The organism is Vibrio sp. 2033 (assembly GCF_033339735.1).
In genome coordinates, this window is record NZ_JAWOVC010000004.1 from 183,972 (window position 1) to 206,163 (window position 22,192).

A 22,192-nucleotide genomic window follows, 5' to 3' on the forward strand; every position below is an offset into this window, starting at 1 on the left:
AGCAAGCAATGGTACTTTTCTTTACTCCCGAGAGTAGATGCGGCTATGTTTATATTATATCTGACTATTCTCAGGTGGTTTTTTAGCTGGAGAGCCTAATGTATAAGGACTTTTTTGGGTTTGTCGAACAACCATTTTCGATTGTTCCAAACTCACGTTATTTGTATTTAAGCCAACGTCACAAAGAGGCAATCACACATCTCCAAGCTGGGCTAGGCGATGGCGGTGGCTTTGCTATGCTTACTGGCGAAGTAGGTACAGGCAAAACGACCGTCGCAAAAGCGATGCTGGCGAATTTGGGTGATAACACCAAAGCGGGTCTTATTCTCAATCCCACGTTTTCGAGTAGAGACTTGCTCGAAGCCATTTGTGATGAGTTCAAAATCACCTATCCGCCAGACGCAAACCTCAAACAGCTAAACCAGGTTATCCATCAATATTTGCTGCGTAATTATCGTTCAGGCTGGCAGACATTGCTGGTCATTGATGAGGCTCAACACCTTGCTGCCGACGTTTTAGAGCAGTTGCGCTTGTTGACTAACTTGGAAACCGATACCAGAAAACTGCTCAAAGTGTTGTTGGTCGGGCAGCCTGAATTGCAGCGGTTATTACAAACAACACAACTACGCCAACTTGCCCAGCGTATTACCGGGCGTTATCACCTGTTGCCGTTGGATGAAAAAGAGACAGAAGATTACATCGCATTTCGACTACATACAGCTGGTGGCGACCAGCAACTGTTTAATCGTGCTTCTTGTAAACTTATAGCCAAATACAGTCACGGTATACCGCGGCTCATCAACCTTATCTGTGACAAATCCCTCAACATCAGTTATCACCAGGGTAATGTGGTTGTGGATAAGCAAACCGTTCAGCAGGCCTGTGAAGAGGTGATGCAGTTTCAGGCAGATATTTATCAGCAAGATAAAAAAGAGCGCCGGACTTTCCGTTGGCCTGCTTGGGGCTCTGTCACGGTAGGCCTTATTGCTGCATTAAGTACGGGGTGGGCGATCGTGAATTATATGCCAGCTCAAGCGACGTCAGTGTTGACACAAGTGACGGAGCCAAGAGTAGAGCCAACACCAACCGTCGTCAGCCAACAGTTAACGGATGAGCAGCGTGCTTTATTGTTAACACAAAAACAGTCGAACCTCGCTGTAAATGATTTGTATCGTTTGTGGGGGTATCAAGCATCGGTTCGCGATAACCTTTGTTTGTCAGAACCGCAGTCGACTATGCGTTGTGAGCGTAAAATGGCGACTTGGCCGCTGTTGATGCAACAAAATCGCCCTGTGATCTTGGAGTTGAATTATCAAGGTGATGTTGGGTATGTCATTCTATATGCCGTCGGTAATGACCAAGCTGAAGTGCTCAATGGTAAGCAGCGTCTCCGTCTGCCAATTTCATGGTTAAAGCCGTTGTGGCAGGGCAATATTATCGAACTGTGGCATGCTCCGCTGAATGAAACATTACGTTTAGACATGGAAGGCCCTGCGATTGAAGTATTAGACCGATTATTAGCAGAAGCGGTGAGTGAGCCACTGCTTGAAACGTCTATTTTTGATGGTGCGATGAAAGAGCGAGTCGAGTTATTTCAACGCTGGCAAGGAATTGGTGTCGATGGTATTGCAGGTAAGCGAACGCTAGACCGACTTCAGCAAAATGTTCAGCCAGATGCGCCTCAACTGGCGAGAATAGAGAAGGAGGACGCATAATGTCAGCTGTGAAACATATAGGTCTGTTCTTGCTGCCAATCACTGCTTCTGCTATTGGAGTCGCTTGGTACTTAGATCTCTTTGCACCGAGTGTTGAAGTAGATACAACGTCCCCGATAGAAAAGGTCGAAGTGGTATCACCTTTCAAAGTATTAGACTATCCAGAGAACACCCAGTTGGCCCAATTGCCAAGAGAGTGGCCAAGTGCAGAGCTATCGCGTGATTTTGGTACATTTACCACCCCCGATGAATACACGAGCCATACACCAAGCAGAGATGAAACACGCAACTCAGCATCAACCCAAACGACTTCTGCTGCTGAAGAGGACCTCGGGTTGTCTTTGGATGATCTGGATTTATCCTCATTATCTCCTGATTTAGCTAGGAAGGTCGAAAATGCCTTATCCCGAGATGATGACAACTCTTCATCACAAACGGCACGCGTGAACGATTTAGAGCGCAACGCTCACCAGTGGCAAGGGCGTCTACCTGCGCTTAATTTGCAAACCCATATGTACGCTAGTGATGAAAATCGCCGTTGGGTGAAAATTAACAATGTTGAGTATCATCAAGGGGATGTCGTTGATGATCAGGTCACTCTAAGAGAAATACAACCGCAAGCTGTGATTGTTGAGTTCCAAGGTGAGCAAATTCGTATACCAGCGTTGTATGAGTGGAAAGGCTAACTCTTGTAGAAACACATCAAGCCAGCGAAATCATATCGCTGGCTTTTTATTTTTCAGAGCATCTTTTGCATCTATTCTGGTGATGATTTTTAGATACTCAAACAAGCAAAATATAGCTTTTCTCAGTCGTTTAAATAGCACCAATATCATTCATCTATTGATAGCGCGATTCCAGTCAGCGTTGTGTAAAAAGACACCATTTTCACGAACTTCGGAGTAATGACTTGGTCCACGTTAGACCCCATCACATAATAGGAGTCTAAACAGAGACACATGCGTATTCTGATTTTTTCTTTAAGCATTGTTGCATCGACAAGCTATGCAGCAAAGCCAGACCCATTCCCAGTTACACCAGATAGTCGCGGGCAAGATTTCATGGTCAGTGCGACGAATCCTTACGTGAGCAGTACCGGTTACTCAATATTGAAAGAAGGCGGTAACGCTGTTGATGCTATGGTCGCGATGCAGATGGTGATGTCTGTCGTTGAGCCAGATATGACCGGAATTGGCGGCGGGACTTTCGCGCTGTTTTATCAACATGACGAGAACAAATTTCTGGCCCTTGATGGTCGAGATGAAGCGCCCTCTAGCGCGAACCCTGAAATGTTTGTTGAGAATGGGGAAGTACTCAGTCGCAACGAAATATTAGGCCCTCGTTCTGTTGCGGTTCCAGGCACGTTGCGGTTGCTTTACACCACTCATGAACAATACGGCAAGTTGCCATGGGCAGAGCTGATTAAGCCGGCGATTACATTGGCGAGCAATGGGTACGCGATGAACAGCTACACCTACGACATCGTAGTAAGAGAGCAAAGCCGACTTGAGCAAGATCCGGAAGTGAAAGCCTTGTATTGGCAAGGGGACGATATTAAGCCGACGGGAACCTTGATGAAGAACCCTAAGATGGCTGAGACGCTGAGGAAGATCGCGCAACAAGGCGATAGTTACCTTTATGGTGGTGAGCTTGGTCAGCACATCGTAGAGACGGTTAATAGTCGTATTGACGACCAACACGAGAAGTTGTCTTTAGAAGATTTTAAACATTACCAAGTGAAGCAGCGTGACATCATTGAGAGCGACTACCGTGGGAATAAAATCGTCTCTTTTGGTTACCCAGCTTCGGGCGGTGTGATGGTCGCTCAGAGTCTTGAACTGCTTGCACCCTATGACATTGCCCATATGGCGAAAACGGATGTGGAACCTTGGCGTCTCATGACTGAAGCGATGCGAATTGCAAAAGCCGATCGTATTGCGTATGCCGGAGATCCGGATTATGTGGAAGCGCCAGTTGAACAGTTGTTGTCTAAAGCCTATCTAGATCAGAGACGTGATTTAATCCCCGATAATGGCACTTCAAAAGAGGATCCAAAAGCAGGACAGATAACGCAAACTCAGTATGCGCAATATCAAGGCTTCGAGAGCAAAGATACAGGGCATATTTCTATCGTCGATAGAGATGGAAATGCAATAGCAATGACTAGTACGGTAGGAACAGGTATGGGCTCGGGTGTGATGGTCGATGGCGTTATCTTGAACGCGCAGATGGCTAACTTCTCACCTCTGCCAACGGTTAACGGCAAACCTACGCAAAACTCAATTGAAGCGGGCAAGCGTCCACGTTCGGCTATTACGCCATTAATGGTGATGGACAGTGATGATAATTTGCGTTTGGTGGTTGGGTCACCAGGTAGTTCACAAATCCCGGGGTATGTACTCAAAACCGTGGTTGGGGTGCTGGATTGGAACTTATCAGCGCAAGAGGCTATTGACTTACCAAACATCCAGTATGGCACTAAGATAGACCGCACCAAGTCTTATGACCCGACTGGTTTGCTGGTGGAAAAGAAAACGTTCGCAGAAATGTTGGTGCCTGAGTTTATGGAGCTTGGCTACCCAGTGCACGTTATTCCAGTGGTAAGCGGTTTGAATGCAATTGAGCTAAAAAATGGCAAGCTTTATGGCGCAACGGATCGTCGTCGAGCCTCTAGTTCAATGGGGGAGTAGTACTCACTTCTATCAAACGAAGCAAACTAAAAAGCCAGTCAATATCGACTGGCTTTTGCGTTCTTTTTAAAGATAAAAGCGTAAGGGTTTATGCCCAACCCGCAGGAGAGCGCTTTCTACGAGGCATGACATGCGGAAGAATCAAACCAAATAGTAAACCTAAACCTGCGACACCGCCGCCATAAGTGAAGTACTTAAGCAGCATGTCATCTTTTTGTGTATCCAGTTTTGCGCGTAGCTCGCGGTTTTCTGTTTCAACAGAAGTAAGCTGATCACTGATCTCAGAGTATTTATTTTCTAGATCTGAAATTTGTTGGTTACGTGTTTCGAGAGAGGTAACAAGACCGGCTTTCTCTGCATCAGAAGTTTGACGAGCATTAGCAAGCTGCTCTTTTACTTCGGCTAGCTCTTTCTCAATGCGAGGAAGGCGAATTGCCATGCTCTCTTGGTTTGTCACAAACTTGCTTTGTACCCAACCAGTGCGACCACGGTCATCACGAACTTGCGTGTAGCCAGTATCTCGGTTGGTTTTAATCAGTTGTACTTTAGAACCGGCGTTAACACTACCAATAATACGGTAGGTGTTATTTGGACCTGAGTGCATAAAAGTGAAGAGGTCATCAGAAATATAACGGTCTGCTGCTAGGGCCGCTGGCGCTGCTAGCAAAGTAAACAAAACCGTGATGATTAGTTTTTTCACAGTAAATCCCTTAACGATTTTTCTTGGAGACAGCGTTGGCACCGAATGATTGGAGCCGGAAATAGACGAATAGTATGCAGTTTCAAACCTCGGTGCAACAAAGAAGGGAGGCAAAGCCTCCCTTTCTGTGCGTTTGAGTCAATAATGACAAAGCGCTTACATTCTATTGACGAGTGTCTTAAGCGAACATCGCTTGAAGTCCGTAGAAGAATACTACGGCTAATAACGCACCCGCTGGTAGTGTAACGATCCATGATGCCACGATGTTACGAACTACGCCTAGGTTCAGTGCTGCGATACCACGAGCAAAGCCAACACCGAGAACCGCACCAACCAATGTTTGAGTGGTTGAAATTGGCAGGCCTGTACCAGACGCTAGAACTACCGTACATGCTGTTGCTAGCTGTGCTGCAAAACCGCGGCTAGGCGTTAGCTCAGTGATGCCTGTACCAACGGTTGCCATTACTTTGTGACCCAGTGTTGCAAGACCGACCACGATACCAATACCACCAAGAGGTAGAATCCACCAAGCGATGGTGCTTTTCGTGCTGATTTCGCCCATGTGTTCAACAGTCGATACGACAGCAGACAGTGGACCAATGGCGTTTGCAACGTCGTTTGAACCGTGTGCAAATGCCATCGCACAAGCGGTGATAACCATCAGAACGCTGAAGATACCTTCCACGCCAGAAAAGCTGCGGTCTTCTTCGCGATTAGCGAATTTTTTCTGGATGTATACGTAGCCGCCAATCATCACAAGTGCTGAAACTGCTGCTGCCCACATCCAGGCTTCACCATTGGTCAGGTGAAGACCAACGTGTTTTAGACCTTTTTTGATGGTTACAAGTGCAATCACCATTGTTGTGATGAACATGTAAACAGGTACAAAACGTTTCGCATTAAACAGAGGGTTCTCTGTATCAAAAATCAGGCGTTGTGCGCTGACAAAGATAACGTAAGCAAAGAAACCTGAAATCACTGGCGTAATAATCCAGCTACCAACAATGCCTTGAACGCTGCCCCAGTCAACCGCTTCAGTACCTACTGATACGCATGCAAAACCAATGATTGCACCGATGATTGAGTGAGTCGTTGATACTGGCCAGCCCATGTAAGAAGCAAGAAGCAGCCATGTACCTGCTGCTAAAAGCGCAGACATCATGCCGTAGACAAGAACATCTGGTTGACTAGCAAATAAAGAAGTTTCGATTACACCTTTACGGATAGTGTCGGTTACTTCACCGCCTGCAAGGTAAGCACCTGCAAATTCGAAGATCATCGCAATGATGATAGCTTGTTTTACAGTTAGCGCTTTTGAACCTACAGATGTACCCATCGCATTAGCAACGTCGTTCGCGCCAATACCAATCGCCATCATGAAACCAAAAATCGCTGCAACAATAATCAGGACAGTGCCGTAGTTCGCAAGGATATCCATCGTAATACCTAGTTGTTTTATAACAAGCGGAACAAAATTTTACGCGCGCCAAACCATAAGACGATGAAAATAGTCATCGTCCCTATGACACGTGTTAATTATGCTCTTCGTTATGTCGTTAACTTTATGTTTTAAGATCGAGATAGCATGACTTCCAAACGAGCACCTACGCGCTGCGCTTGGTCGGCAATACCACCTACCCATTCAAGAATCTTGTACAGGAACATGACATCGATAGGGTTCATGTCAGCTTCAATCACCATCAACTGTTGGCGAAGTTCAATCTGCATGGCATCGGTATCATCTTCGATAACGTCTAATTGATGAATCATTTCAGCGACGAGCGTCACTTCACGGCCTTTGAAGCCGGTTTCTAGCAATTCATCAAGTTCATTGATTACCTTTTGCGCCTGATCGGCAGCATCAAGACAACGTTGAACGTAAGCGAGGAAGTTTGGTTGGAGAGCCTCAGGGATGACAAGTTGACGACCATATACACGGCCAGCAATGTCTTTTGCCAGGTTTGCAAGTTTGTCCTGTTGAGTCAAAAGCTCAAGCATGTCAGTACGGTCGACTGGCATGAACAAACCGCGAGGCAGTTTTAGACGGATTTCACGTTTCAGCACATCCGCTTCTTTCTCTAAGTGAGAAATTTGTGCACGGATTTCTGCTGCTTTTTCCCAATCACCCTTTGAAGATACTTCAAAGAATTTCACCAAGTGTGAACAACATTCGTTGACACACACAACGTGGCGTTGCAAAGGCTTAATTGGGGACTTTGCAAATAACCCCATAATTGTATTTACTGGCATGGTCATTCAACCTAATAACTATAACCTTAAAAAAACATACACCATTTCTGAGTGCTTGGCGAAATGTTGAACGATGGCTATAAAGGCGCGCATGGTAACGCATTAAATCGCTCATTAAAACTGTTTTAGATCATCATTCCGGCGATATTTCTCTCTTGCCGTGTGAGAAATTACGCAATATCCTGTTTCTATCTGCTTTGAAAGGTATAGCTATGGAAACCGAAATAGAACTGAAGTTTTTTGTTTCTCCTGAATTTTCAGAAACTTTAAAAGAAAAAATTTCTGAGACAAAAGTACTTCAGCATAGTTGTCGTGACTTGGGTAACACCTATTTTGATACTGCCGATAAATGGCTTAGAAAGCACGACATTGGTTTAAGAATTCGCCGTTTTGATGATGTATTCGTCCAAACCGTAAAGACAGCAGGACGCGTCGTCGCAGGCTTACATCAAAGACCAGAATACAATGCTGAGCACACTAGCGACGAGCCTAATCTGTCGCTTCATCCTCTAGATATTTGGCCTCCAGGTAAAGATGCAGAAACGCTGCAATCCGAGCTTATGCCATTATTCTCGACCAACTTCACACGTGAACAATGGCTGATTGGCATGCCCGATGGCAGTCAGATTGAAGTTGCCTTTGACCAAGGCTTAGTTGTAGCCAAAGGTGAAGACGAAGAAGAGAAGCAAGAGCCGATTTGCGAAGTTGAACTGGAACTTAAGTCTGGCCAAACCGAAGCTTTATTCACGCTGGCACGCAGCTTTTGCGAGCAAGGCGGTATGCGTTTGGGTAACTTGAGCAAAGCGGCGAAAGGTTATCGACTTGCAAGCGGTTATGCGGGTGATGAAGTAAAATCATTGGCACTTGTGGACAGTAGTCCGACGGATACCGTTGAATTTTGCTTGATCAACTCTTTAGAGCACGCTTTGTCTCATTGGCATTATCACGAGCAAATTTATGCTGAGCGTGACAGCGTGGAAGCACTGCGTGAAATCAGTAATGCCATTCGTTTCATTCGTCAAACATTGACTATTTTTGGCGGGATTGTCCCTCGTCGCGCGAGTGCGATTCTGCGCCAAGAGCTTAAATGGTTGGAAGAAGAACTGAGTTGGTTAGATGAGCATGCACACCTTGAAGAGCTCTTAGATGACAAAGGCAATGTGCTGCGTAAGTTGGATGCGCGTAAGTTCTTAGTATCTGAGCTGACTCAGCAGTTACAAGAGTTGCCAAGCCGTGAAGAAGTGCTAGGGTTGCTCAATTCCGCGCGTTACACAGGGTTACTGCTGGATCTAAGCCGCTGGATCTTGGCGCGCGGTTGGCAGCCATTTCTTGATGAAAAAGCACGTGAAAAAATGGCAAGTAACATCATGCCGTTTTCAGTTACTCAGCTCGATCGCACTTGGGCTGAGCTAATGGAAGCTTTCCCAGCAGAGCGCGATTTGACGGCGCAAGAGTACGTTGATCAGCGTTATCGCTTATTGCGTAATCTCTATACCGGCATTGGTTTCGCGAGTTTGTATAACTCGGATGAGCGTAACAGCTTCCGTTTACCATGGGCGGATCTGGTGCATGGTATCGATGATCTGCTAATGCTGAACCACTTGCTCCCGTTGGTTGATATGCTGGAAGACGCAGAAAAAGAGCAGTTAGAACGCTGGTTGCACCGTCAAGAGCGCTCAATTTTGCATGCAATGGATCAAACCCGAGCGATCAGTGTGGAAGTACAGCCTTATTGGCGTGAATGATCGTTCTGGTGGTAACGACAAAAAAATAGGACCGCATGGTCCTATTTTTTTGTCTCTGTTTTACGTTGTTGTAGCTCTTTTTCCATGAAATCGAGTCGTTCTAGTATTTGCGCTTGTTGGGTTAGGAGCTGCTCGAGCATACGTTCTTTATTGATTGAACTGTGCGTCTGTTGTTTCGTTGGGGCAGTAAGGATAGAGGTGATAAGACCCGAGATCATACCAAAGATACCCACCCCGCAAACAATGATGATGACAGCCAAAAACTTTCCTATGGAGGTCACTGGATAATGATCGCCGTAACCAACCGTTGAGATCGTTACAAATACCCACCACAAAGCATCGGCGCCAGTGCGAATATTCGCTTCTGGGTTTTTCGCTTCGATAAACAGCATTGCACTAGAACCGAGCGTTATGAGGATAACCATCAATAGCAGTATAGAGGCGACCGTAGTTTCGCGGCGGTTTTCTTTGAGCTGATGCAAAATGAACTTTGACGAACGCAGTACTAATACCACTCGCATAATATGAAAAATACGCGCAAAGCGCAGGGGCTCTATCAATGGGATGCTCGCCACGAAATCTATCCAATGACGTTTAAGGAATAACCAGCGATCTGTGGACCGGATCAAATCAATGGTGAGCTGTAGTAGAAAAATACTACAGATTATGAAATCCAGACCGATAAGAACTTGACGGGTTTCGTGATCGATCGGGAAAAACAACAAGCCAGAGATCACAAATAGTGCCATAAAAGACAATATTAGTGACAACAGGCCCATCGGTCGTGTGCTGTCTTTGATATCATTGTTTTTCATACGAAGCTCAAAATAAATCGCGTAACCACGCAAAGCGCGAACATAACTATAAGTAATATAAAGATTATAGATAAAGACTATATAAGACTCGGTGGAGAACTGACAATGGAAAAGCTGGCATTTAAGCCATGGGAAAGGGTCATATCCGACATTCGACTGGTGCCTAAAATGGTCATGTTGATGGTCTTCAGTACTGTCCTGATCGTGGCAAAACAACTGTGGGACGCAAACACTTTTTACGACTCACTTTTAGCGGCGACACAAAACGCGCAAGTTGCCCAACAGCATTATGAAGCATACTTAACGCAAGTTGCTTGGCAAACCGCCTTATTGATAGTGGTTTTTGTCGTGCTCTTATTAGCGGCGGCTAGAGTGATGTTGCGTCAAACACAGTATCTGAGCGACGCGATCAAACTGATGGCGAGCAAGAACCTCTCTGTTCCATTTGGTATGGATTGTAAAGATGAATACGGAGACGTGGCACGTGAATTAGAAAAGACACGTCGACAATTGCACGATGTGATTCAAATGCAAATTAATGCGTCTGATGAATTATCAACGCTCACCGAAGTCATGACACTGAGCATGTCGGAAACGAAGGAATCGGCGCAAGAAGAGTTTAACGAAATTGATCAACTTGCTACGGCGATGAGTGAAATGTCGTCGACGGTCCAAACGGTTGCGGAACATGCCCAGACGGCATCTTCTCTAACAGAGCAAGCTTCCGCGCAAGCAATTTCTGGTCAGCAGTTCTTGCAAAGTACAATGGCGAAAATGAGTGAACTTTCGTCGGATATCGCTTCATCGGCACAAGCGGTTAACCAAGTTGAAGAACGTGTTGAAGCTATTGGTAGCGTTGTGGGGACGATTCAAGGCATTTCTGAACAAACCAACCTGCTTGCACTGAATGCGGCGATTGAAGCGGCGCGAGCTGGCGAGGCTGGGCGGGGTTTTGCTGTGGTTGCAGATGAAGTTCGTAACCTTGCCCAACGTACACAACAAGCGACGGTAGAAATTCAAGAGATGATCGCACAGCTGCAAACCAGTGCTGAATCTGCGGTAGAACTCATGGAAAAAAGCGTTGTAGAAGCGGCAGATGGAAACGAGCTGGTTTCTAATGCTGGATCTGAGCTCGATGGTATTGTTGGGCAAGTGACGCAAATCAATGACATGAACTTCCAGATCGCGACGGCGTCTGGTCAGCAAAGCAGTGTTGCAGAAGAGATGAGCCAAAACCTCACCAATGTACGTGAGTTGGTGGAAGCCTCAGTTGTTGTTGTTACCGAGCTGCTAGAAACCTCTGAAATGATGCAAAATAATGCAGGTGAGCTAGACAAGAAGATCAAATCTTTCCAAGTTTAATATTCGATCCCGAACTTTTGATAAAACGCCCACAAACCTTTTGTGGGCGTTTTTATTTGCTTTCAGTCTGGTATAAAGAATGAGTTACCGTGCTTTTCAAACAAGGAAGAAAAATGCAGCTGCCTTCGCCACTGATTTCTATCGCTGAATCTGCCGTACAAAACGCCCAAGACGCAGGTTATTTTCCCTTTTGGCCCGATGAGGTTGCGCAGCAATTTCGTTATGTGGCGGGCTTAAGCCAATTTATAACCGAAGCCATTCATCGCGATGAAGTCCTAGCCCGTGAGTTGCCAAGTATGTTAGCGCAGCCAAGTCGTCAGGAGTCTTACCGCTCACGTCTTGCTGAACTGTTGGAACAATGTCCTGATGAGATGTCTGGTCATCGCGTGTTGCGTCAGTTTCGCAACCGAGAAATGGTGTACATTGCGTGGAAGGATTTCACGCATGCATGGTCGCTAGAGACGTCTTTAAGCCACTTATCTGAGTTGGCAGAAGCGATGATTTTTGAAACCTATCAATGGCAATATCAAGTGTGTTGTCAGGAGTGGGGCACGCCAACAAGTGAGGACGGTGAAGTGCAGCCGATGTTAATTATCGGCATGGGGAAACTAGGTGGTGGCGAGTTAAACTTTTCTTCCGATATTGATCTAATTTTCACGTATCCAGAGAATGGCGAAACCCAAGGCGCACGCCGCAGCATTGCCAATGCCCAGTTCTTTACTCGTCTTGGTCAACGCATCATCAAAGCGCTCGACCAACAAACCTTCGATGGTTTTTGCTACCGCGTCGACATGCGACTTCGCCCATTTGGAGAAAGTGGCCCTTTGGTAATGAGCTATGCCGCACTTGAAGATTATTACCAAGAACAGGGGCGAGATTGGGAACGTTACGCGATGATCAAAGCTCGGGTGATGGGATGTGAGATGTACCCGCAGTATCAAGAGCTACGCCAAATGCTGCGCCCTTTTGTTTTTCGTCGTTATATTGATTTCAGTGCGATTCAATCTTTGCGACGAATGAAGTCGATGATCAGTAGCGAGGTTCGCCGCCGAGGGTTGAATAACAACATTAAGCTAGGTGCGGGTGGCATCCGAGAAATTGAATTTATCGCTCAAGTTTTTCAATTGATTCGAGGTGGTCGAGAACCTTCTTTGCGTAATCGAGGGCTGTTGGAAACGCTGCAAGGCATTGAAGAACTGGCATTGCTTACTCCACAAGAAGTCAGCGATCTAGAAGCCGCATACAAGTACTTGCGTCAATTAGAAAACTTGTTGCAAGCAATGGCGGATAAGCAAACCCAGACGCTGCCTGATTGCGAAACCGAACGCTTAAAGCTCGCCACCGCGATGAAAATGAGCTGTTGGGAGCAATTGATTGAGCAAACCCAGCAGCATATGGCAAATGTTCACCAAGTTTTTGAATCACTAATTGGTGATGATGAAGAAGACGAGGGGACTACCGTTGCTCGTCATTTTCATGAGCTATGGGATATGGCCGACAAACAAGATGTTCTTGAGCATATCTTGCAGCAGGATATTCAGATTGAAGACTTTGCTTCATGCGCGAAAACCATCATCAACTTTAAAACCGATCTGGCCAAAAAAACGTTAGGCCCACGTGGACGCGAAGTGCTCAATCGTTTGATGCCGAAAGTGTTTGATGCGGTCTTTGCCCATCCTGATGCACAGTTTGGTTTATCTCGTGTACTTCACTTGCTACACAATATCTGCACTCGCACGACTTACTTGGAATTATTGGATGAGCATCCAGCGGCTCTGGTGCAGCTCGTACGTTTGTGTACCGCAAGCCCAATGATTTCAGAGCAGCTGTCTCGTTATCCTATCTTGCTTGATGAGTTGATCGACCCTGCGCAGCTGTACAATCCCATTCCATTAGACAGTTACCGTACAGAGCTGCGTGATTATTTGGCGCGTATTCCTGAAGATGATATGGAACAGCAAATGGAAGCGTTGCGTCAGTTTAAGCAAATTTGTATTTTGCGTATTGCAGCGGCAGATATTGCTGGCGCATTGCCAGTGATGAAAGTGAGTGACCATTTAACTTATTTAGCGGAAGCTATCGTGGATGCGGTGATCAGTCAGGCTTGGTTGCAAGTATCTGAAAAGTATGGCGAGCCAACGCATGTGAAAGATCGTGAAGGCAAAGGCTTTGCTGTAATTGGTTATGGTAAAGTCGGAGGGTGGGAGCTCGGCTATAACTCCGATTTGGATATTGTCTTCATGCATGACTGCCCAGTCAATGTCTACACTGACGGCAAAAAAGAGATTGATGGTCGTCAGTTCTACCTTCGTTTAGCACAGCGTATCATTCATATTTTCTCCACTCGCACCGCTTCCGGTATTTTATACGAGGTCGATACCCGATTGCGTCCGTCCGGTGCATCGGGTTTGTTGGTTAGCCCAACGGACGCGTTCGACGACTATCAACATCAAGACGCGTGGACATGGGAGCATCAAGCACTTGTCCGCGCGCGCATGATTTATGGTGATGAACCACTGGCGATCGCATTTCACAATACGCGGCATGATGTGCTGTGCAAAGCACGCGATCAAGCTGAACTGAAAAAAGACGTTGTCGAAATGAGAGAAAAAATGCGCGGTCATCTTGGGGGGAAAAAGCCAGGCCGCTTTATGCTCAAGCAAGATGTGGGTGGGATTACCGATATCGAATTTCTCGCTCAGTACCTAGTGCTCAACTATAGTCACGATAAGCCGAAATTGACGCGTTGGTGTGATAATGTGCGCATCTTTGAAACGCTCATTGCGCAAAATGTCATGGACGAAGACCAAGCAATGCAGTTGATACGTGCTTACACGACAATGCGCAACGAAATACACCGACGAAATCTACTCAATTTAGACGCTGATGTGGTGGAAGACAAGTTTGTTGCCGAAAGGGAGTGGGTAAAACAGGCTTGGAATCAGTGGTTCAGTTAAGACCATATATTTAGCCTCGATAAGGGCTGTGATAAACTCACTTCGATTTAATTTTTGGAGACCAACAATGAAACCAATTCTACCTGATTACAACAGCGCTGGTGTGCTCATCATCGGTGATGTCATGCTAGATCGTTACTGGTATGGCCCAACCGGGCGCATTTCTCCTGAAGCGCCGGTTCCTGTTGTAAAAGTAGAAAACAATGAAGAGCGTCCTGGTGGTGCTGCGAACGTTGCGATGAACATCGCATCACTAGGTGGCCATGCTCACATTGTTGGTCTAACTGGGGAAGATGAGCCTGCAAAAGTGCTGACGGAGACGCTGAGCTCACTCAATGTGAAGTGCGATTTCGTTGCACTGCCTGATTACCCAACGATTACGAAGCTTCGCGTAATGAGCCGTGGACAACAGCTTATTCGTCTCGACTTCGAAGACAAGTTTGAAAACACAGATTCTGCACCTGTGCTATCACGTATGGATGCCGCACTGCCAAACGTTAAAGCCGTGATTATGTCTGACTACGCAAAAGGTTCGTTAGAGCATGTTCAGGCATACATTCAAAAAGCGCGCGCAGCAAATATTCCGGTTTTCATTGACCCGAAAGGTGCGGATTTTGAACGCTACCGTGGCGCAACACTTCTTACGCCAAACATGAAAGAGTTCGAAGACGTTGTAGGTAAAGTGAAATCTGACCAAGAGCTAGTAGAGAAAGCACTGGCTTTGGTTGAAGAGTTTGAATTTGAAGCGCTTTTAGTGACACGCAGCGAAAACGGAATGACCTTGATTCGTCGTGGCCAGGAACCGTTCCACCTTCCAACTCAAGCGAAAGAAGTGTACGACGTGACAGGTGCGGGCGACACGGTTATCTCTGTATTGGCAGCGTCTGTTGCCGCAGGCAAATCATTTGAAGAAGCGTGTGCACTAGCAAACGCAGCGGCAGGTGTTGTGGTTGGTAAACTAGGCACGTCAACGCTTTCTGAGATTGAATTAGCAGAAGCGGTACATGGCAGCCAAGACACGGATTACGGTGTGATTTCAGAAAAAGCACTGATCGAAGCGGTGAAAAAAGCACGTGCTCGTGGCGAGAAAGTCGTTATGACAAACGGCTGCTTTGATATTCTACACGCTGGGCATGTGTCTTACTTAAACCATGCTGCTGAACTGGGCGATCGCCTAATCGTTGCGGTTAATACCGATGAGTCAGTAAAACGCCTTAAAGGCCCTGGTCGTCCGGTAAACCCAACCGATCGCCGCATGGCGGTGTTGGCAGGTTTGGGCGCTGTGGATTGGGTTGTACCATTTAGTGAAGATACGCCGCAGCGTTTGATCTCAGAAGTTCTACCAAGCTTGCTAGTAAAAGGCGGTGACTACAAACCAGAAGAGATTGCTGGTGGTAAAGAAGTCATTGCGGCGGGTGGTGAAGTTCGTGTATTGAACTTTGAAGATGGCTGCTCGACCAGTGAAATCATTAATGCAATCAAAGGCGGTAAGGGCTAAGGCTGCTGTTTGTTAGCATTGAAATGCTATTTGCTCATAAAGGTCGCTAAGTGCGGCCTTTTTGATACTTGTAGTTCAGAGGCACTTTTAAGCTCTGAACTACAAGTAATAAAAAACGCCAGCTGATAACTCAACTGGCGTTTTTTATTTATTAAGACCTGAAGTATTCAGTTCGCGGTTATTTTGCCGCTTTCAAACCTGCATCAACGTCCAAGATGTCTTGTTCGCTTAGCGTACCAACTGCTTGGCGTAGCTGAAGAACACTTAAAATGTAGTCGTAACGAGCGTTCGATAGGTTTTTGTTCGCATCGTATAGACGACGAGTCGCGTCCAGTACATCAACGATAGTACGAGTACCTACATCAAAGCCAGCTTCTGTTGCTTCTAGTGCAGAGCGTGCAGAAATAACCGCTTGCTCATACGCACGTAATGCGCCGATAGAGGCGTTAATGTTGTTGTTTTGTGCGCGAACATCTTTGACTACGCTACGGTACTGTGCTTCAAGATCTTCGCTTGCTGCCACGTATGCGTATTCAGCTTGTTTGGTTTGAGAGGTTACGTTACCACCTGTGTATAGCGGTACTGCAAGGTTCACACCAATATTGAAGTTGTCTGTCGTGTTGTCACGAGAGCTATGAGAAGTATCACCGTAGTTGTAACCACCGTCTAGAGAGAGCGTTGGTAGGTGGCCAGAGCTTGCTAGTGAAATATTGTCACGCGCAATGTCTTGAAGAATACGTGAAGATAGCAAGGTCAGGTTTTTGGTTTTTGCTTCATCAATGAGCGATTCAGCAGGTACGGTCGATGGGCTAGCAGTGAAGCGGCCAGTGTCCAAAATGTTGAGATCTTTGTGCTCTTGGCCTGTAATTTCACGCAGTGACTCGTAGCTATTAGTGAGCGCGTTTTCTGCCAACACTTCGTCCGCTAGCACTTGGTCGTACTGAGCTTGTGCGTCATGCACGTCAGTGATTGCAGACAAACCTACTTCAAAACGCTGTTTAGTTTGCTCAAGTTGACGGCCAACCGCGGCTTTTTCTGCACGTACGAAAACAAGATTATCTTGTGCGCGTAGAACTTCAAAATACGCTTGTGACACGCGAAGAATCAGTGCCTGTTGCGTCGCTGCGTAAGTTGCGTCTGCTTGGCGAGCACTTTTCTCAGCAGTATCTAGAGAGATCCAAGATGCGCGGTTGTAAAGTGCTTGTGAAAAGCTAACGCCAGCGGTTAGTGCGTTGCCATCGTTTGATACGTCGCTAATTAGATTTGAATCGTATTCAGTATCACCACGAGTTAAATTGTAACCCGCAGTAAGGTTAATTTGTGGTAATAGAGCACTACGGCTTGAGGTGATTGCTTCGAAAGCTTGGTCACGTTGTGCTGCTACACTGAGCAATTGTGGATCATTTTGTTTTGCCAAGTCGTAGATTTCAGCCAAAGAGTCTGCGAACGCAGACGTACTCATGCTACCTAGCGCTGCACTGATAAATAGTGGAAGCAATTTTTTCATTTTCTATTCCCGCGGTCCATAGATTGGTTAATTCTCAGTAGTTTAACTCAATTTGCACGATATTTACTCTAAAGTTTGCACTTTTTTACACGTAATTATCCACTTGTGCAATAAATTTTTAGCAAAGACTTAAATTAATTTGTAACTATTATACAAAAAGTTGAGCCAAGTCCTTTGAGCAAGCGAATAACAATGAGTAAACTACAGGATTCACTCAGAGAGGTGTTGAATGCAACAGCGTGACAAACAACAACAAGATTTTACTTCGCGAGATGTAAAAGTCATCTCGAAAGAAACCTTATTTGAAGGTTTTTTCAAAATGGTGAAATACCGCTTTCAGCATAGGCTATTTGCTGGTGGTTGGAGTGGAGTTGTCGAACGAGAAATGTTCGAGCGTGGTCACGCAGCAGCGATGCTTCCTTATGATCCAAAGACGGACCAGGTCGTAATCATTGAACAGATTCGTATTGGCGCGTTGGAACATGAACACCCTTGGCAGCTAGAAATTGTCGCCGGTATGATTGACCGCGATGAATCTGCTGAAGCCGTAATTCGTCGAGAGGCTGTCGAAGAAGCGGGGATTCAGGTGGGGCGCGTTGTACCTGTTACTTCCTATTATCCTTCGGCTGGTGGTTGCTCGGAAAAGCTAGACGTCTTTGTTGGTGAAGTGGATGCGTCTAAAGCGCACGGCATTCATGGTTTAGACTATGAGAATGAAGATATCCGGGTTCATGTCATGAGTCGTGAAACGGCGTATCAATGGGTGAAGGACGGGAAATTTGAAAATGGTGCGTCGATTATTGCGTTGCAATGGCTGCAATTACACCATCAAGAGTTAAAGTCAGAATGGGGACAATCCCAAACGGTGGAGAGTGAGTAATGGCACAATTGGCTGAAAAACAACAATATCATGTTGATTTAGCTGGTCTTATGAGAACCTATGAGACCAACTACGCTAAATTGAATGCCTTATTGCCTGCTTCTGCTGAAGTTGGGGATGTACGTTGCTACCAAGCGGCGAACATGGTTTACCAATTGACCGTGAATGAAATCACAAAATACACCACAGTTGTTGAGATATGTCAGAGTGATGAAACGCCAGTGTTTCCTTTACCGACGATGTCTGTCAGGCTTTATCATGATGCGAGAGTAGCCGAAGTATGCTCAAGCGGAGAGTTCTCTCGCATAAAAGCTAAGTATGATTATCCCAATGACCAACTGATGCAGAAAGATGAAAAGCATCAATTAAACACATTCCTCGGTGAATGGCTGACGTTTTGTTTACGAAGTGGTATCAGTAGAACACCACTTGCCTTCAATTGATCGTCACGTCACTAAAGGAAAATAACAAATAACGATATAGTGGACGAATCAGGTTTTCATTTTGCAATCATCTAGTGACAGCATCAAACTTTTACAAATTACGGATACTCATCTGTTTGCTGCCGATGAGGGAAGTTTGCTAAGCGTAAAAACAGTCGATAGCTTCAATGCTGTTGTTGCTGATGTTTTACGCCGCAACGTGGCGTTTGATTACATCTTGGCGACGGGGGATATTTCCCAAGACCATAGTGCAGAATCTTATCAGCGCTTTGCCAACGGCATTGAACCGCTAGAGAAAGACTGTTTTTGGCTACCTGGTAATCATGATTACAAGCCTAATATGGGCAGTGTTTTGCCTTCGCCACAAATCAAAGCCGCAGAGCATGTATTGCTTGGCGAGCATTGGCAGTTAATTCTTTTAGACTCGCAAGTGGTTGGCGTTCCTCATGGGCGCTTGAGTGATCAGCAATTAACGCTACTCGAAGAAAAGCTAGCCGAACACCCAGAAAGACACACACTTGTTTTGTTGCATCATCACCCGTTACTGGTGGGAAGCGCGTGGCTTGATCAACATACTTTAAAAGATGCCGAAGCGTTTTGGCAGGTTGTCGAGCGTTTTGATAACGTGAAAGGCATTCTCTGTGGCCATGTTCATCAAGATATGAATGTGCTTCACAAGGGTATTCGAGTGATGGCAACACCCTCAACTTGTGTTCAGTTTAAGCCTAACTCGGATGATTTTGCCCTTGATACCACTTCGCCTGGTTGGCGGGAGCTGCAACTACACGCTTGTGGCGATATTACGACCCAAGTAGGTCGGCTTCCTGATGGCCAGTTCCAACCAGACTTCTCTTCTAACGGCTACTAACGCGCCCGAGCTCTCTGTTCGGGCTCGCTTTTTTGTGCGAGATATCTATGAGTAAACCTTCACTTCTTCTCTATATCCATGGCTTTAATAGCTCTCCACTCTCCATGAAAGCGAATGTGATGAGAGCCTACTGCGAGCAACATAGGCCTGATATTAAGGTGATTGTTCCCCAGTTACCTTGTTATCCTCAGCAAGCGGCGAAAATGTTGTTGTATATTATCGAGCAATATAAAGACGACTATAAAATTGGTCTAGTGGGCAGTTCATTAGGCGGTTTTATGTCAACGTGGCTAAATGACAAGTTTGGGTTTAAAGCGGTAGTGGTCAACCCCGCAGTCAAGCCTTATGAGTTGCTAGTAGATTATTTGGGTAAGCAAACTAACCCATATACGCATGAAACCTATACACTTGAAGCTTGTCATATTGACGAGTTAAAAGCTCTTGATGTACAAAGCATCGCGTCGCCACATTCTTTTTGGTTATTGCAACAAACAGAAGATGAGGTTTTAGACTATCGACAAGCGGTAGATAAGTTTGCAGACGCTAAGCAAACAGTAGAACAAGGCGGTGATCACAGTTTTGTAGGCTTTGAGCGTTATCCTGCACAGATTATCGAATTTCTAGAACTGTAATTCGAAAGCGATTGGAAAAGGCTCATAGTTTTTATTGATATATCCAACCGTTTCTTGACATGGGCGGTATGCTTTCCGACTATGTTTTGCCAAAAGATCTTAAGGGTCGAGGACCCTGGCTACTTTGTTATGCATCATGTTTACAAACTCTTAGTGATGTGAACAGGGTGGCTTTTTCGTTTCCTGAGTATGGGTACGCCCATTGGTGATACTCAGGCAACAAGTAAACTTTGAGAATAATTCCGTATTATGACTGAACAATATAATGCTGGTGCCATTGAAGTACTGAATGGCTTAGAGCCAGTACGTCGCCGACCAGGGATGTATACGGATACAGCGCGCCCAAACCATTTGGGCCAAGAAGTTATCGACAACAGTGTCGATGAAGCGCTAGCCGGACATGCCTCAAAAGTACAAGTCATCCTACATGCTGACCAATCACTCGAAGTGATCGATGATGGTCGAGGCATGCCTGTTGATATCCACCCAGAAGAGAAAGTATCAGGCGTAGAGCTAATTCTATGTAAGCTACATGCGGGTGGTAAGTTCTCTAACAAAAACTACCAATTCTCTGGTGGTTTGCACGGGGTAGGTATATCTGTAGTAAACGCGTTGTCAAAACGCGTTGAAGTAACAGTTCGTCGTGATGGTCAAGTGTATGAAATTGCATTTGAACACGGCGAGAAAGTGTCTGATCTGACCGTAACTGGCACATGTGGTCGTCGCAATCGCGGTACCAGCGTACATTTCTGGCCTGATGCGAAGTACTTCGATTCGGCTAACTTCTCTGTGACGCGCCTAGTCAACAACCTGCGCGCAAAAGCGGTTTTGTGTCCGGGCTTAGAAATCACATTAACCGACAAAGTTAATGGCAAAGACTATAAGTGGTACTACGAAGATGGTTTGAAAGACTATCTTGCGGAAGGTGTAAAAGGCTATCCAGTTATTCCTGAAGAACCATTTACTGGTGAGTTCTTGGCGGATACTGAAGCGGCAAACTGGGCGGTAATTTGGCAGCCAGAAGGCGGTGAGATGATCACCGAAAGCTACGTTAACCTAATCCCAACCGCTCAAGGTGGTACGCACGTTAATGGTTTACGCCAAGGCTTGTTGGAAGCGATGCGCGAATTCTGTGAGTTCCGTAATCTATTACCTCGTGGTGTGAAGCTAACGGGTGATGACGTTTTCGACCGCTGTTCTTACGTGCTGTCGGTTAAGATTCAAGACCCGCAATTTGCAGGCCAGACCAAAGAACGTCTGTCTTCTCGTCAAACCGCCGCATTTGTCTCTGGCGTTGTAAAAGATGCGTTCAGTCTTTGGTTGAACGAAAAGCCTCAGCTTGCAGAGCAATTGGCAGAAGTCTGTATCGCTAACGCACACCGTCGTATGCGTGCAGCGAAAAAAGTCGTACGTAAGAAAGTGGCGTCCGGCCCAGCACTGCCAGGTAAGTTGACCGACTGTTCAGCACAGGACTTAAGTCGCACTGAAATCTTCTTTGTGGAGGGTGACTCTGCGGGTGGCTCGGCAAAACAGGCACGTGACCGTGAATTCCAAGCCGTGATGCCACTACGTGGTAAGATCTTGAACACGTGGGAAGTCTCTGCCGATCAAGTTCTTGCGTCTCAAGAAGTACACGATATCTCCGTTGCTTTGGGTATTGACCCAGATAGCGACAACCTCGAGAGTCTTCGTTACGGTAAGATCTGTATCCTTGCCGATGCGGACTCGGATGGTCTTCACATCGCAACGCTGCTTTGTGCTCTATTTACTCGTCACTTCCGCGCACTAGTGGAAGCGGGTCATATCTATGTGGCGATGCCGCCTCTGTATCGAATCGACTGCGGGAAAGAAGTGTTCTACGCCCTCGATGATGATGAAAAAGATGGCATTTTAGAGCGCTTGTCGAAGAAGAAAGCCAAAATCAATGTGCAACGATTCAAAGGTCTGGGTGAGATGAACCCACTTCAGTTGCGTGAAACCACCATGGATCCGAACACGCGTCGCTTAGTGCAGTTAACCATTGACGACTCTACGGCGACCATGGAAATGATGGACATGCTGCTAGGTAAAAAGCGTGCAGATGACCGTCGTTCTTGGCTACAAAACAACGGCGACTTGGCAGAGGTGTAA

General features: G+C 46.1%; 17 protein-coding genes. 12 read left to right on the forward strand and 5 right to left on the reverse strand.

Annotated elements, in window-relative coordinates; all coding sequences use genetic code 11:
- Positions 1-98: 98 nt before the first annotated feature.
- From R7P74_RS08400 to ggt, 3 genes are all read left to right on the forward strand, one after another.
- Positions 99-1,715 (forward strand): ExeA family protein, encoded by a 1,617-nt coding sequence (locus R7P74_RS08400; RefSeq protein ID WP_154204851.1) that lies wholly within the window; start codon positions 99-101, stop codon positions 1,713-1,715.
- Positions 1,715-2,401, forward strand: coding sequence for a general secretion pathway protein GspB (locus tag R7P74_RS08405; RefSeq protein ID WP_005387437.1), 687 nt, complete (start codon positions 1,715-1,717; stop codon positions 2,399-2,401). Before R7P74_RS08400 ends, R7P74_RS08405 begins: the two co-directional genes overlap by 1 nt.
- Positions 2,402-2,674: 273 nt before the next feature.
- Entirely contained in the window at positions 2,675-4,405 is a 1,731-nt protein-coding gene (ggt, locus tag R7P74_RS08410; protein WP_318122802.1) for a gamma-glutamyltransferase, read from the forward strand.
- Between the two features lie 88 nt (positions 4,406-4,493).
- Here ggt and R7P74_RS08415 read toward each other — a convergent pair whose 3' ends face one another.
- From R7P74_RS08415 to R7P74_RS08425, 3 genes are all read right to left on the reverse strand, one after another.
- Complete coding sequence (locus R7P74_RS08415) at positions 4,494-5,105, reverse strand: TIGR04211 family SH3 domain-containing protein (protein ID WP_005379900.1); 612 nt, start codon at positions 5,103-5,105, stop codon at positions 4,494-4,496.
- A gap of 178 nt (positions 5,106-5,283) precedes the next feature.
- On the reverse strand, positions 5,284-6,543 hold the full coding sequence (locus tag R7P74_RS08420; RefSeq protein ID WP_005379898.1) for an inorganic phosphate transporter: 1,260 nt from the start codon (positions 6,541-6,543) through the stop codon (positions 5,284-5,286).
- Positions 6,544-6,674: 131 nt separating this feature from the next.
- The gene (locus R7P74_RS08425; RefSeq protein ID WP_005379896.1) at positions 6,675-7,355 is read right to left on the reverse strand and encodes a TIGR00153 family protein; all 681 of its coding nucleotides are present in this window, start codon (positions 7,353-7,355) and stop codon (positions 6,675-6,677) included.
- Positions 7,356-7,567: 212 nt separating this feature from the next.
- On the opposite strand from R7P74_RS08425, the gene R7P74_RS08430 reads away from it, so the two are divergent.
- Complete coding sequence (locus tag R7P74_RS08430; protein WP_005379894.1) at positions 7,568-9,100, forward strand: CYTH and CHAD domain-containing protein; 1,533 nt, start codon at positions 7,568-7,570, stop codon at positions 9,098-9,100.
- 41 nt (positions 9,101-9,141) lie between these two features.
- On the opposite strand, the gene R7P74_RS08435 is transcribed toward R7P74_RS08430, so the two are convergent.
- Positions 9,142-9,915 (reverse strand): potassium channel family protein, encoded by a 774-nt coding sequence (locus R7P74_RS08435; protein ID WP_025768395.1) that lies wholly within the window; start codon positions 9,913-9,915, stop codon positions 9,142-9,144.
- 105 nt (positions 9,916-10,020) lie between these two features.
- Here R7P74_RS08435 and R7P74_RS08440 point away from each other — a divergent pair, with 105 nt between their 5' ends.
- From R7P74_RS08440 to hldE, 3 genes are all read left to right on the forward strand, one after another.
- On the forward strand, positions 10,021-11,277 hold the full coding sequence (locus tag R7P74_RS08440; RefSeq protein ID WP_005379890.1) for a methyl-accepting chemotaxis protein: 1,257 nt from the start codon (positions 10,021-10,023) through the stop codon (positions 11,275-11,277).
- A gap of 113 nt (positions 11,278-11,390) precedes the next feature.
- Positions 11,391-14,234, forward strand: a complete 2,844-nt coding sequence (gene glnE, locus R7P74_RS08445) for a bifunctional [glutamate--ammonia ligase]-adenylyl-L-tyrosine phosphorylase/[glutamate--ammonia-ligase] adenylyltransferase (protein ID WP_262628068.1) — start codon at positions 11,391-11,393, stop codon at positions 14,232-14,234.
- A gap of 67 nt (positions 14,235-14,301) precedes the next feature.
- Complete coding sequence (hldE, locus tag R7P74_RS08450) at positions 14,302-15,732, forward strand: bifunctional D-glycero-beta-D-manno-heptose-7-phosphate kinase/D-glycero-beta-D-manno-heptose 1-phosphate adenylyltransferase HldE (RefSeq protein WP_017633601.1); 1,431 nt, start codon at positions 14,302-14,304, stop codon at positions 15,730-15,732.
- A 178-nt stretch (positions 15,733-15,910) separates the two neighbouring features.
- Here the strand turns inward: hldE and tolC are convergent, their stop codons facing one another.
- On the reverse strand, positions 15,911-17,239 hold the full coding sequence (tolC, locus tag R7P74_RS08455) for an outer membrane channel protein TolC (protein WP_005379884.1): 1,329 nt from the start codon (positions 17,237-17,239) through the stop codon (positions 15,911-15,913).
- A 229-nt stretch (positions 17,240-17,468) separates the two neighbouring features.
- On the opposite strand from tolC, the gene nudF reads away from it, so the two are divergent.
- From nudF to parE, 5 genes are all read left to right on the forward strand, one after another.
- The gene (nudF, locus tag R7P74_RS08460) at positions 17,469-18,119 is read left to right on the forward strand and encodes an ADP-ribose diphosphatase (protein WP_017820247.1); all 651 of its coding nucleotides are present in this window, start codon (positions 17,469-17,471) and stop codon (positions 18,117-18,119) included.
- Positions 18,119-18,562: a DUF1249 family protein gene (locus tag R7P74_RS08465; protein WP_017633603.1), complete on the forward strand. Its 444-nt coding sequence runs from the start codon at positions 18,119-18,121 to the stop codon at positions 18,560-18,562. The genes nudF and R7P74_RS08465 overlap by 1 nt, the downstream gene beginning before the upstream one ends.
- A 61-nt stretch (positions 18,563-18,623) precedes the next feature.
- Positions 18,624-19,430 carry a 3',5'-cyclic-AMP phosphodiesterase gene (gene cpdA, locus R7P74_RS08470; protein WP_005387419.1) on the forward strand — a complete coding sequence of 269 codons (807 nt, stop codon included), beginning with the start codon at positions 18,624-18,626 and terminating at the stop codon, positions 19,428-19,430.
- Positions 19,431-19,477: 47 nt separating this feature from the next.
- Positions 19,478-20,062, forward strand: coding sequence for an esterase YqiA (gene yqiA / locus R7P74_RS08475; protein WP_213917032.1), 585 nt, complete (start codon positions 19,478-19,480; stop codon positions 20,060-20,062).
- Positions 20,063-20,311: 249 nt separating this feature from the next.
- The gene (gene parE / locus R7P74_RS08480) at positions 20,312-22,192 is read left to right on the forward strand and encodes a DNA topoisomerase IV subunit B (protein ID WP_005387417.1); all 1,881 of its coding nucleotides are present in this window, start codon (positions 20,312-20,314) and stop codon (positions 22,190-22,192) included.